The sequence below is a fragment of the Corynebacterium crudilactis genome (assembly GCF_001643015.1).
GTDB classification, from domain to species: Bacteria; Actinomycetota; Actinomycetes; order Mycobacteriales; family Mycobacteriaceae; genus Corynebacterium; species Corynebacterium crudilactis.
Genome location: NZ_CP015622.1, coordinates 1,721,071 through 1,733,681, shown reverse-complemented (window position 1 = coordinate 1,733,681; position 12,611 = coordinate 1,721,071). Strand labels below are relative to the sequence as shown.

Genomic DNA, 12,611 nt, shown 5'->3' with positions numbered 1-12,611 from the left:
AGCGCTCTGATCTCTCGGATGAAAGCTCAGAGCGCTGTCTAGCTCTTCGAATAGCATCGGTTTGCTGAAATATCGCTAACTCAGATGTTGTTTGGCGATGTTAAAACCGATACCTTCCAAAATTGGGAGCGGGTTTCGAATACATTCATTGACGTCAGATTCGAAAACGGTGAGGCTATAGATGTTTTCAAACAGCTCATTGGAGGTTGCTGGATCCAATTGGTTCTGCCCACAAACCGCCACCACAGGAATTCCTCTCGCACGTGCCCGGACAGCGATTCCAGCAGGAGCTTTCCCACTGAGAGTCTGCGAATCAATACACCCCTCTCCAGTAATGACTAAATCTGCCTGTGCAAGCATCTTTCCACCCCCGGTTTCATCAAGAATCATGTTTACGCCGGATCGCATGTCCGCAGCCAACAACGCCATCGCCATGAAACCCAAGCCACCCGCTGCGCCTGCACCAGGTGTTTGTGCAGTGTTATTAAGCCCGAGAGCCTGTTCAAACACATCGGCAAAGTGCCGAATTGCTGCATCGATAGCAGGTGCATCCTCAGCGGATAACCCTTTTTGTGTGCCATAAACTATGGCAGCGCCATCGACACCACACAGCGGATTGCGTACATCTGATGCAACAATGAACTTGGTCTTTTCTAAACGAGGATCTAGGTGGTCAAGGCTTATTCCTTGAACTAACCCGATATCGCCGACTTGGGTGATTATCGATCCGTATGAATCAAAGAATTCCACGCCAAGAGCCTGAGCCATTCCAAAACCCGCATCAGTTGTCGCACTGCCACCAAGCCCAATGATGATCCGCTGAGCTCCTTTTTCAAGCGCTGATTTGATCACATTGCCAACGCCCCAAGTACCAGCCTGACGGGCAGATTGTGCCGAGGGTCGTGTGCCTTCTGGTGCAGCCAAATCTAATCCACAAATTCGGGCAATCTCGATCACAGCAGTCTGACCATTTAAGGAAAACTGGGCTTCAAACTTGAGCCCGTCAGAACCTATGGCTAAGGATGTTTCCCGCTTGTATCCAATAGATTCGAAGGCTTCTAAGGTGCCGTCACCACCGTCGGCGAGAGGTGTAGTAAGAACGGCATGACCAGCTCTTATCAGCCCTTGACCTAGGGCTTTGGATACTGCTGCGGAAGTTGCCGAACCTTTGAACTTGTCGCAGCAGATTAGAACGGTAGCCATTAGCCCAAGTTATCGATGATGGCGGAAGTGACATCACGAGTGGAGGACGAACCGCCGACTTCGCGGCTCCTGATACCTGCTGCGCAGGTCTTCTCGATTGCATTGCGTACTCTATTTGCTTCGTCGTTGAGCCCGAAGTGATCGAGCATGAGAGCAGCGGAACCGATTTGTCCCACAGGATTTGCGATGCCCTGGCCAGCAATATCCGGTGCAGAACCGTGCACAGGCTCAAACATTGAAGGGAAGCGACGCTCTGGATTGAGGTTTGCACTTGCAGCAAGCCCCAATGAACCCGCCATTGCGGAACCTAAATCAGACAAGATGTCTGCATGCAGGTTGGAAGCGACCACAACATCGAGGTCTTCTGGCTTGAGAACAAACTTCGCCGCCATTGCATCTACGAGCACTGACTCGGTCTCTACATCTGGGTACTCCTGTGCGACGCGATCGAATACGTCATCCCACAGCACCATTCCAAACTGCTGTGCATTCGACTTTGTCACCTTTGATAGCTTCTTCCTTGGACGGGTTCGGGCCAGCTCAAAGGAGTAGCGGAAAATTCTTTCGCATCCAACTTCAGTGAACACTGCGGATTGGGTGGCAACCTCGCCAAGACCTGCACGCCCAGAGAAGTTGCGGCCGCCAAATCCGGAATACTCGCCTTCGGAGTTTTCTCGAACCACGATCCAATCCAGGTTTCTTTCGTGGGCATCGACAATGGGGGATGCAACATTTGGTAGGAAGTTCACTGGACGGATATTTGCCCATTGATCAAATCCCTGGCAAATGGCGATTCGCAAACCCCACAGGCTCACGTGATCTGGAACTGTTGGCCATCCCACAGCGCCGAAGAAGATGGCGTCAAGGTCTTTCAATTGATCAAGACCATCTTCTGGCATCATGCGACCATGTCGGGCGTAGTACTCGCTGCCCCAATCGAAATCTTTCCAATCGAATGTGAACGCGCCACCTGAATTCTTCGCCAAAGCGTCGAGGACATCGCGTCCGGCTTCGACAACTTCATGGCCAACGCCATCGGCTGGGATGGACGCAATTTCGAATACCTGAGAAGTCATGTGAATTTCCCTTACTCCTAGAGTGAATGTGACACACTCCATTTAAATTTGGCATTCAAAGGAAGTCCAAGACCTATTTCCATCACCCCACATAGGAACGGCCTATGGCTTTGAACTTGAGGCACTCACGGTGCGGGAGCCAAGAGCTTGGCTGTGAATCAATGCCATCAATGCCTGGCCGCCAGGAGTCAGTTCGCCCCTGCGGCTGACTGCGAAAATATCCAGATTGACTTCGGGGACAATTCGGCGAACTACACAACCACTGCTTTGCGCAATTTCTCGCCATGAATCCGGCATAACTGTATGTCCTATCCCAGAGCGCACTAGGGGAAGTAGGGAAGTTCGATGCTCCATCTCGGCAATGACACTTGTTGCCGAGTCATGTACAAGAGCGTTGTCGATGAGCTGGCGCATTAATGAACCTCGAGGGGAAATGGCGAAGCGCAAACCATTGAGACTTCTTCTTTCAATGGTTTCTGAGATGGCTTCAGTGCCGGGTGGAGAAATTAGCACTAAAGGTTGTGACTCCAGCTGACAAACATCTAGATCTGCAGTTTGCGGTTGGCCGGAGGATCCAAGCAAGCCTATTTCTGCAGTTCCTGAACGGACTGCTTCGACAGTCTCGGCCGGCGTGAAAACACCTGCGACATTGACCATCATTCCCGGATATCGAGCATGAAAATCTCTAATGAGTCCAGTTAGTGGCTCCACTCCGGGACTGGGCATGGCCGCCAATTTCACAGTTCCCGACTCTAGAGCTCGGACAGAGGATACAGCGCGTCGCGCAACATCTAGATCTCGCAGTACCTGCCGAGCTGGAAGAACCAATCGTTCTCCAGCGCTAGTTAGCTCGGCCCGTCGACCTGTTCGATGGAAGAGCTCTACACCGAGTCTGCGCTCAAGTGAGCGAATGGACTGGGAGAGTGATGGTTGGGCGACGTGCAGTGCATCTGCCGCGCGACTAAAACCTCCATGATCAATAACCCCGAGAAAATAAGTTAGTTGCCGTATATCCACGTGTACTCCTGACATAGGAACGTCCTATGGGCGGTAGTGAGAATTTGTCTTGGACGTAACCCAGATCACATCACATGCTGATAGTAGCAACTAACAGGAGGGAGGCATGAAAATGCCCAACAAGATTTCGACTGTAACCTCATCGAGTACGCGGTCAATTCGAACTAATGTCGCCGAGGTTCTTCTCCGTGGAGGAACTTATAGAAGCTTGGAACAACAACAGCTTTCGCCCATGGAAGAAAAGTTTGAAACCATTCGCCGGGTTTCAGGGTTTATCCTCGCCCCACTTGGCTTCTTGGCCATGATGTTCATTCCAGAAGGGATGGATCCGACACAGCAGAAAGTCGCAGCTGTCTTGGTTGGTGTGATTTTGCTGTGGCTGTGTGAAACTCTTCCGATTCCGGTTACCGGATTGTTTGGCGTTGGGCTTTTAGTAGTCATTGGTGCGGCACCTGCTTCTGAAGTTTTGGCACCATTTGGATCAACCACAATTTTCACGTTCATCGGAGCATTTATCCTGGCGCAAGCCATGCTCAAACATGGCGTGGCCCAGCGTTTAGCGTTCTTTGTACTTGGACTACCTGGAGTTGGGAATTCAACGGTCCGCATCATCTTGGCTTTTGGTGGTATTACTTGTGTACTTTCAGCCTTTGTGTCCAACACTGCGACAGTAGCCATGCTTCTACCGACTGCGCTGGGAATATTAACCGTGATTGCGCAGCTTATGCAGGACAAGGGGATAGTAAAAGAAGACTTTGACCCACTTCGCTTACGAGTAGGTGCCGCGTTGATGCTGATGCTAGCTTATGGTGCGTCCATCGGTGGTCTCTTGACCCCAGTTGGAGCCCCACCAAACTTGATTGGGCGCGGACTCATCGAAGAGGCAACTGGCGTACGCATTTCCTTCGGTCAATGGGTCATGACAGCACTGCCCATTTGTATTTGCATGATGGTGGCTTTGACGGTGATCCTCTTTATAGTTAACCGTCCAGAAACGCGACGTATTGAAGGAGTCGCAGAATTCGTTGCCGAGCAAAAGAAGCAACAAGGGCGCATGTCACGTGCAGAAATAAACACAATCATTGCATTCTCAATAACCGTGTTTTTGTGGATCTTCCCTGCAATCCTTGGCATGATCGTGAGCGTCGACTCTGCAATCTATGAAGCTGTTGATGAACGCCTTAACGAAGGTATTGTCGCAGTCCTTGGCGCTGTCCTTCTATTCGTCCTCCCAGTAGAGCCAAAGAAGCTGAAATACACCCTGGATTGGTCGGATGCAGCAAAGATTGATTGGGGAACAATCATTTTGTTTGGTTGCGGCATGATTTTCGGAGCGATGCTTGGAAAATCTGGCCTCGCAGAATCGATCGGATCCGGGCTTAACAGCATGCTTGGAGTTTCAAGCGCTGTTGTTATTACTGGCATGGCGGTGTTGTTGGCCATCCTGATTTCTGAAACTACAAGCAACACTGCTGCGGCAGCAGTTACCGTTCCCATAGTGGTTCCACTTGCCATAGCAGCAGGTATTGATCCAGTTATCCCAGCTATGGCGGCTACATTCGGTGCGTCATTTGGGTTCATGCTTCCGATTTCCACACCGCAGAACGCCATCGTCTACGGTTCAGGCTGTGTGTCCATTGCACGAATGATTCGAACTGGAATTAGCTTTGACATCATCGGGGGAGCGCTCATCATATTTTTCCTCCCAACTGTGGCAACTATGGTTGGAATTGGCTGACATTAACCCAGGAGCTGGGACCTTCGTCCTCTGAAAGCTATCGATGGTCATTGATATGAAACGACGAAAACCCCCTGTTTCCAGGGGGTTTATCTGGTGGTCCTAGCTGGGTTCGAACCAGCGACCTTTCCGGTGTGAACGGAACGCTCTTCCACTGAGCCATAGGACCTTGGGGTGTGTTTAGAAGTTAACACGGAAGTTTTGAATATTCATAATCGATTCAACTTTCACCCAGCTTCTATATAAGAGAGAAATTCTTGTTCTTATGGATGGAGATTGGATGTCGCCACGTTTTTGAATTTGTAGCGACGAACATTGGTGAAATATTCTCGCTTTTCTTTACTGTCTTGGGAAATGACATCGGTGTGATTTAGGAATTGGGTTTTCGCTAGGGTTTCACCTGTGCTTTTATGGCATTGACATGGGGATTTGTGTTGTGATGAGCGTTCAGTCTAAAGTTATTCAAGCACCGCAACGAACGGTAACAAATAGAAACAAGTTCTAAGTAGTGCATGCGGATGTAGCGCAGTTGGTAGCGCATCACCTTGCCAAGGTGAGGGTCGCGAGTTCGAGTCTCGTCATCCGCTCTCATTTCACCGGGCCAATCGATGAAATGTCCTGCGCGTTTAGCTCAGCGGGAGAGCGCTTCCCTGACACGGAAGAGGTCACTGGTTCAATCCCAGTATCGCGCACCAAGAGGAAGAATAACCTCTTTAAACAATATTCATGCGGATGTAGCGCAGTTGGTAGCGCATCACCTTGCCAAGGTGAGGGTCGCGAGTTCGAGTCTCGTCATCCGCTCTGGTACGTTTACCTTGTACCTTTGGCGTGGTTGGTTTACGCCGCGGTGGAATGGCCGAGTGGTGAGGCAACGGTCTGCAAAACCGTGCACACGGGTTCGATTCCCGTTTCCACCTCGCAGTTCGAGCGCGTTTAGCTCAGCGGGAGAGCGCTTCCCTGACACGGAAGAGGTCACTGGTTCAATCCCAGTATCGCGCACCAAGAGGAAGAATAACCTCTTTAAACAATATTCATGCGGATGTAGCGCAGTTGGTAGCGCATCACCTTGCCAAGGTGAGGGTCGCGAGTTCGAGTCTCGTCATCCGCTCAAATAAGCACCTATGGATTAGTTTCCATAGGTGCTTTTGTTTTTCCGGTTGGAACGCAGGGGAGAGTTTTGCGTGATGGCGACTTCTTACCTTCGACTTCGCGGGAACGACTTCAGTCGGGTTTTTGAAAAAACCTAGTGAAGTCGAAGGTGAGAAGTTGAGCGTGAGAAGTCGCTCCCGTGAAGTCGAAGTTGAGGCGAACCACCTAGACCAGGCACATACCCCAGGCGAACGTAGCCTAGATCACATTGCTGTAAAAAGTGCCTCCAAGCTGGATAGACTCTATTTACCTACTGGTAACCTCCGCTTTATTTGAAGAGGAGGGGAACTAAGTGCTGGAAGATTTCGACAACTAGACGGGCGCAAAAGTTACAGCAGCGTCCATCCCCGGCGGAAAGAGGTTTCGCCCATGCATGAGAGGTTGAATGTGGCTTCAGAGAAAAATCTAGTAACAGTACCGTTTAAAAAGTTGGCGGCACTTGCTGGAGCAGTGAGTATTGCTTCAATGTCTATGTTGCTAGCACCGTACGCTGCAGCTCATGATGTAGTGACTGGGTCTACTCCTGAAGATGGCAGTGTCGTTGAGGAGTTCCCAGGGACCATTGAGCTGGAGTTTTCTGGCATTCCGCAGGATCTGTTCACCACTGTTGCGCTCAGTGATGTGGCATCGGGTGAGGTTTTGGCTTCCGGAACCCCACAGCTTGAGGGGCAGCATTTGAGCTTTGAGGTGCCAGGTGATGTGGATGCTGGTCCTGGTGAATACATTCTTGGATTCCAGATTACCTCTTCAGATGGTCACGCTACCAAGGGCTCAATTGGGTTTGAAGTAGCTGGTGGCGGGGAAGCTGCACCAACATCATCTTCATCTAGCGCTGCACAAACCTCCGTGGAGGAAACTCCTGCAGTGGAAGATGGAGATGAAACTTCCGGGATTCCTGCGCCGTGGAATTGGATTTTGAGCCTTGTGGCTGCGCTTGTCGTGGGCAGTGCGATTGTCATGATGATCGCTAAAAACCGTAATCAGAAATAATTTAAGAGGAGTAAATCTCATATGAAGAAGATTTTTGCCGCAGGTGCGTTGTTGAGCAGTGCGTTGGTTTTGGCTGCGTGTTCACCTGCGAATCAAAGCGATTCCACTGCTGATAATGCCGCTACTGCGCCGTCCACCACGGCAACCTCAACTAATGTGCAGACCACCGATGCTGTTATTAGCACTGAGAATGCTGTTGTTCGTGCTTCTGTGGAAGGCAGTGACATGACTGCGGTGTTTGCCACTTTGGTGAACAACTCTGAAGATGATGTCAATGTCACTGGTTTTAGCGCTGATGTGGATGCTGCAAGCTTTGAAATCCATGAGGTTGTCGATGGCGTCATGCAGGAAAAGCCGGGTGGATTTGTGGTGCCAGCAGGCGAGAGCATTGAGCTTGCGCCAGGCGGCGATCATATGATGATTCTGGGCTTGGCTAATCCTATTGCAGCTGGAGACGAAGTAGCGGTTACTTTGCAGTTGGCTGATGGTTCTGAGGTTGCTCTGGATCCAATTCCGGCGCGCACGATTGCTGCTGGCGATGAAGATTACGGCAATGACGATGCCGAAGGACACATGAGCCATTAAGTGGTTCCTTAATTAAAGGAGTGAGATGGTTTCCCGCAGGGGTTTCCTGGGTGGTACCGGTCTGTTGGCTGGTGTCTCCGCGTTAGCTGGTTGTAGTGCTGGGGCGAATGAACCGGAGGCTGCGTCGATAAGCTTAAAAGGCCAGGTGGTGGAGTTTGATGGCCGCCATCAGGCCGGCATTGCGACGCCGCATCAGGCGAATTTGAACCTGGTGGCCTTTACACTGCGGCCGGGCGTGGATCGGGAGGCGCTGGTGCGCTTGATGCGCGTGTGGACTGAGGATGCCCGCGCGCTATGCGCTGGCACCACGCCGCTGGGCAGCCTGGAGCCGGAGATGGCAACGTCGCCGGCAAACCTCACTATTACCTGCGGCTTCGGTGCTTCGCTTTTCGACGTCTCCCAGCTGTCTCATCTGCGTCCCGACTGGCTCAAACCAATTCCTGAATTTGAACGCGATCAACTGCGTCCCGAATGGGGCGAGGCTGATCTGGTGTTGCAGATTTGTTGCGATGATCCAGTGACTCTCAGCCATGCGACCAGGCATATGATCCGCTCAGGAGTGGATTATGCAGCAACGCGGTGGATGCAACAAGGATTCCTCAATGCTCATGGCGTAAATGAACACGATGAGACTCCACGGAACCTTTTCGGCCAAAAAGATGGCACAGTCAATCCGCGAAGTAAAGAAGAAATCCAGCAAGCAGCCTGGATTAGTGATGGTCCGCAGTGGGCGAATGACGGCACCTGCATGGTGGTGCGCCGCATTGCGATGAACTTGGATGAATGGGAAATTCTCGATAGAAATTCCCGGGAAGTCTCGATGGGGCGCACGCTCGATACTGGCGCACCTCTAACAGGCGGCGATGAATTTGCGGACCCAGATTATAGTGCGCGAGATTCTTATGGTCTGCCCGTGATTGATCCGGCAAGCCACATGGCGCGTTCGCGTGCTCCGGAGAACCACCCAGAGCAAGTGATTTTGCGCCGCGTATTCAACTACGATCTGCCACCTGATCCCACCTCAGAAGAGCTCTCTAATGCAGGTTTGGTGTTTATCTGTTTCCAAAAGAACCCAGATAAACAATTCACACCCATCCAGAGGCGCTTGGACGAAATGGACCGGTTAAACCAGTGGATTACTCACATTGGTTCGGCAGTATTCTTTGTGCCACCGGGAACAAATCCACAGGATCCGCTTCAGGATGAATTTTGGGGTGCCGGACTCCTTCAAGATCACGCTACGCGGTAGGATATGGAACGACAGTTGGCCACCGGCTGTGTGTTTCTTTAACTATTAATGCGTCATCAGTAGGACGCCTGACATAGGCCATATCAAAGACACACACGCACCATCAGAAATACCTGCGGTGATTGCCCTTTTATCGGAGGACAACGCCAGGTCAACTGCGCACCTTGAATTAGTGGGAGGCGGCCAGGTATGCCGTTTTCCCACGTGAGCGCACGAAGGAGCGCAATTTTCGTGAACACCCCAGATACCGCAGTACAAAACCTCGTTGTTTTTGAAGTTCCTGCAGGCACCGCCATTGGTGCGGCAATGCGTGAACTAGACCTGCCAAACAAGGGCCCAGAGTCCATTGTCTGTGCAAAAGATGCTGAAGGACAGCTCAAAGACCTGTCCCACGTTCCAGAAACTACTGCGCAGTTCACCGCTGTACCTGCAAATACTGATGACGGCCGAGCAGTAATCCGCCACTCCTGCGCTCACGTGCTGGCACAGGCTGTCCAGGCAGAATTCCCAGGTACCAAGTTGGGCATTGGCCCAGCCATCGAAAACGGTTTCTACTACGATTTTGATGTTGCAGAGCCTTTCACCCCAGAAGATCTCAAGACCATTGAGAAGCGGATGAAGAAGATCATCAAGACCGGCCAGAAGTTTGAGCGCCGTGTCTATGAATCTGTTGAAGCTGCTGCTGAAGAACTTAAAAATGAGCCTTATAAGCTCGAGCTCATCCAGGACAAGGGCAATGTTGACCCTAACTCTGATGAAGCAACTGAAGTTGGCGCTGGCGAACTCACCGCATATGACAACATCAACCCTCGCACCAGCGAAGTTGAATGGTCTGATCTGTGCCGTGGACCGCACATCCCAACCACTCGCTATATTCCTGCATTCGCACTGACCCGTTCCTCTGCTGCTTATTGGCGTGGCGATCAGGACAATGCTGGCCTGCAGCGTATTTACGGCACTGCATGGGAGGACAAAGAATCCCTTGATGCTTACCAAACCATGCTTGCTGAAGCTGAGAAGCGTGACCACCGCCGTCTAGGTACTGAACTTGATTTGTTCTCTTTCCCAGATGATTTGGGCTCCGGCTTGCCAGTATTTCACCCTAATGGTGGCATTGTGCGCAATGAGATGGAAGATCACTCCCGTCGCCGCCACATCGCAGCGGGATACTCCTTTGTGAACACCCCTCACATCACTAAGCAGGATCTTTTTGAACGCTCCGGACACCTGGGCTTCTACAAGGATGGCATGTTCCCTCCAATGCAGGTGGATGCGGAATATGATGAAGAAGGCAATGTCACCAAGCCGGGCCAGGAATACTACCTGAAGCCTATGAACTGCCCAATGCACAACCTCATCTTCGATTCCCGTGGACGTTCCTACCGTGAACTGCCACTGCGCCTATTCGAATTCGGTAACGTCTACCGCTACGAAAAGTCCGGTGTTATCCACGGCCTAACCCGTGCCCGTGGCTTCACCCAGGATGATGCGCACATATACTGCACCGAAGATCAGCTCGAAGCAGAACTGACCACTGTGCTGGACTTCATCCTGTCCCTGCTACGCGACTACGGTCTGGATGATTTCTACCTAGAGCTGTCCACCCGTGATCCAAAGAAGTCTGTTGGTTCTGATGAAATCTGGGAGCGCTCCACTGAAATCTTGAGCCGTGTGGGCACCAAGTCTGGCCTGGAACTAGTACCAGACCCAGAGGGCGCAGCATTCTACGGTCCAAAGATCTCTGTGCAGGCACGCGACGCCATTGGCCGTACCTGGCAGATGTCCACCGTGCAGCTGGACTTCAACATGCCTGAGCGCTTCAACCTGGAGTACACCTCCTCGGACGGATCCAAGAAGCAGCCAATTATGATCCACCGCGCGCTGTTTGGTTCCATCGAGCGTTTCTTCGGTGTCTTGCTGGAGCACTACGCTGGCGCATTCCCAGCATGGTTGGCTCCACACCAGGTTATGGGTATTCCAGTTGCTGATGATTGCATCCCACACCTGGAAGCAATCACCGCAAAGCTGCGTGAAAAGGGCATCCGTGCTGATGTGGATACCTCTGATGATCGCATGCAGAAGAAGATCCGTAACCACACCACCGGCAAGGTTCCATTCATGTTGCTCGCCGGTGCGCGTGACGTGGAAGCAGGAGCAGTCAGCTTCCGCTTCCTGGATGGCACTCAGGTCAATGGCGTTCCAGTCGATGAAGCAGTCGCAGTAATTTCTGCGTGGATCGGCGATCGCATCAATGACCAGCCGAGCGAGGAATCCATTGCAGCTCGCAGGTAATACCGATAAAAGTTCCTCCGATAACGCCCAGGTCTATATTGATCAGGGCGTTGGGGAGCCCGACAGGCTTGAACGTCTGTGGGCTCCCTACCGGATGGGCTATATCAAAAATCGCCCAGGTGGCACTGATGCGAAAGCAGATGGTGCTACCAAGCGGGACCCCTTTATCGAGGTGCCCAAGCTCAGCGATGAAGACGGTTTGATTGTGGCTAGGGGAGAGCTTGTGTATTGCGTGCTCAATTTGTATCCCTATAACGCTGGACACATGATGGTGATCCCTTTTCGTAAAGAAAAGAACCTTGAGGATCTTTCTGTAGAGGAATCTGCAGAAATGATGCTATTTACCCAAACCGCCATCAAAGCGTTGAAAAACGTATCTCGTCCTGATGCGATTAATGTCGGACTGAATCTTGGCAAAGCTTCGGGCGGATCTGTGGGTGATCACCTCCATACTCATATCGTGCCGCGCTGGTCTGGTGATGCTAATTTCATGACTGTTATTGATGGCGTGAAAGTACTTCCTCAAACCTTGAGGGAAACTCGAGCAATGCTTGCCACTGCATGGGGCGAGCTTGAGGGCGCACCTGGCATCGTTGATCCGACGCTGTCTTCAGCGATTTACAACGCAGCACCGAAGGAGCACTGATGCTGGGACTTCATGGACGAAAGCCTGCGCAGGTCATCGTCGAGCCAGTGGCTAAGTTGATGATCAAACTGAAAGTGACGCCAAACCAGCTCACCGTGGCTAGCGCTACCTTGACTGTCGGTGTCGCTCTCCTCTTGATCCCTACGGGACATCTGGTATGGGCTGCTATTTTGACCGGGCTCTTTGCTGCTTTCGACATGATCGATGGCACTGTGGCACGTATGCAAGGCGGTGGCACAAAATTTGGTGCCACCTTGGATGCCACATGTGATCGCATCACCGATGGCGCCCTCTTCGGAGCTATCACCTGGTGGCTGGTCTACACCTATGATGCACCGCAACCATTGGTGGCAGCATCACTGGTGTGTTTGGTTGCCTCGCAAGTAATTTCCTATGTCAAGGCCAGGGGAGAAGCCTCTGGATTTACCATGGATGGCGGCTTAGTGGAACGCCCCGAGCGTTTGATCGTGAGTCTCGTTGGTTTGGGATTGACCGGTTTGGGTGTTCCTTATGCCATTGACGTGGCCTTGTGGGCGCTGGCTGCCGGCAGTATTTATACCGTTGTGCAGCGCTTGGTGCTGGCCGGAAAATCTCCTCTAGCTAAAGAGTTCACCAAAGCACCAGCAGGTGCGAAAGCAGATTACAGCACTACGAAGTAGCACCAGG

General features: G+C 51.8%; 10 protein-coding genes and 7 tRNA genes. 13 read left to right on the top strand and 4 right to left on the bottom strand.

Annotation, left to right across the window (positions count from 1 at the left end; genetic code table 11):
* Positions 1-75: 75 nt before the first annotated feature.
* The 3 genes from ccrud_RS08155 to ccrud_RS08145 all read right to left on the bottom strand — a co-directional run bounded on the left by ccrud_RS08155 (position 76) and on the right by ccrud_RS08145 (position 3,311).
* Entirely contained in the window at positions 76-1,203 is a 1,128-nt protein-coding gene (locus ccrud_RS08155) for a glycerate kinase (RefSeq protein WP_066565999.1), read from the bottom strand.
* Complete coding sequence (locus ccrud_RS08150) at positions 1,203-2,279, bottom strand: tartrate dehydrogenase (RefSeq protein ID WP_066565997.1); 1,077 nt, start codon at positions 2,277-2,279, stop codon at positions 1,203-1,205. Before ccrud_RS08150 ends, ccrud_RS08155 begins: the two co-directional genes overlap by 1 nt.
* A 102-nt stretch (positions 2,280-2,381) precedes the next feature.
* Entirely contained in the window at positions 2,382-3,311 is a 930-nt protein-coding gene (locus tag ccrud_RS08145; RefSeq protein ID WP_245670207.1) for a LysR family transcriptional regulator, read from the bottom strand.
* 217 nt (positions 3,312-3,528) lie between these two features.
* On the opposite strand from ccrud_RS08145, the gene ccrud_RS08140 reads away from it, so the two are divergent.
* Positions 3,529-5,034, top strand: coding sequence for an SLC13 family permease (locus ccrud_RS08140; RefSeq protein ID WP_066565992.1), 1,506 nt, complete (start codon positions 3,529-3,531; stop codon positions 5,032-5,034).
* Positions 5,035-5,128: 94 nt separating this feature from the next.
* Here ccrud_RS08140 and ccrud_RS08135 read toward each other — a convergent pair.
* Positions 5,129-5,203 (bottom strand) — tRNA-Val (locus tag ccrud_RS08135).
* Positions 5,204-5,548: 345 nt separating this feature from the next.
* On the opposite strand from ccrud_RS08135, the gene ccrud_RS08130 reads away from it, so the two are divergent.
* The 12 genes from ccrud_RS08130 to pgsA all read left to right on the top strand — a co-directional run bounded on the left by ccrud_RS08130 (position 5,549) and on the right by pgsA (position 12,604).
* Positions 5,549-5,621 (top strand) — tRNA-Gly (locus ccrud_RS08130).
* A gap of 33 nt (positions 5,622-5,654) precedes the next feature.
* Positions 5,655-5,729, top strand: a tRNA-Val gene (locus tag ccrud_RS08125).
* Positions 5,730-5,762: 33 nt separating this feature from the next.
* Positions 5,763-5,835: transfer RNA gene (locus ccrud_RS08120), tRNA-Gly, on the top strand.
* A gap of 45 nt (positions 5,836-5,880) precedes the next feature.
* Positions 5,881-5,951 (top strand) — tRNA-Cys (locus ccrud_RS08115).
* Between the two features lie 10 nt (positions 5,952-5,961).
* Positions 5,962-6,036 (top strand) — tRNA-Val (locus ccrud_RS08110).
* A gap of 33 nt (positions 6,037-6,069) precedes the next feature.
* Positions 6,070-6,142 (top strand) — tRNA-Gly (locus ccrud_RS08105).
* A 410-nt stretch (positions 6,143-6,552) separates the two neighbouring features.
* A complete protein-coding gene (locus tag ccrud_RS08100) occupies positions 6,553-7,173 on the top strand; it encodes a copper resistance CopC family protein (protein ID WP_169816470.1) in 621 nt (206 codons plus the stop codon).
* A 21-nt stretch (positions 7,174-7,194) separates the two neighbouring features.
* The gene (locus ccrud_RS08095) at positions 7,195-7,758 is read left to right on the top strand and encodes a copper chaperone PCu(A)C (RefSeq protein ID WP_066565991.1); all 564 of its coding nucleotides are present in this window, start codon (positions 7,195-7,197) and stop codon (positions 7,756-7,758) included.
* 25 nt (positions 7,759-7,783) lie between these two features.
* Positions 7,784-9,007 carry a Dyp-type peroxidase gene (locus ccrud_RS08090; RefSeq protein ID WP_066565990.1) on the top strand — a complete coding sequence of 408 codons (1,224 nt, stop codon included), beginning with the start codon at positions 7,784-7,786 and terminating at the stop codon, positions 9,005-9,007.
* A 231-nt stretch (positions 9,008-9,238) separates the two neighbouring features.
* Positions 9,239-11,299, top strand: coding sequence for a threonine--tRNA ligase (thrS, locus tag ccrud_RS08085; protein WP_066565988.1), 2,061 nt, complete (start codon positions 9,239-9,241; stop codon positions 11,297-11,299).
* Positions 11,300-11,336: 37 nt separating this feature from the next.
* Positions 11,337-11,945: an ATP adenylyltransferase gene (locus ccrud_RS08080; RefSeq protein ID WP_483772853.1), complete on the top strand. Its 609-nt coding sequence runs from the start codon at positions 11,337-11,339 to the stop codon at positions 11,943-11,945.
* Positions 11,945-12,604: a phosphatidylinositol phosphate synthase gene (gene pgsA / locus ccrud_RS08075; RefSeq protein WP_066565982.1), complete on the top strand. Its 660-nt coding sequence runs from the start codon at positions 11,945-11,947 to the stop codon at positions 12,602-12,604. The genes ccrud_RS08080 and pgsA overlap by 1 nt, the downstream gene beginning before the upstream one ends.
* Positions 12,605-12,611 lie beyond the last annotated feature (7 nt).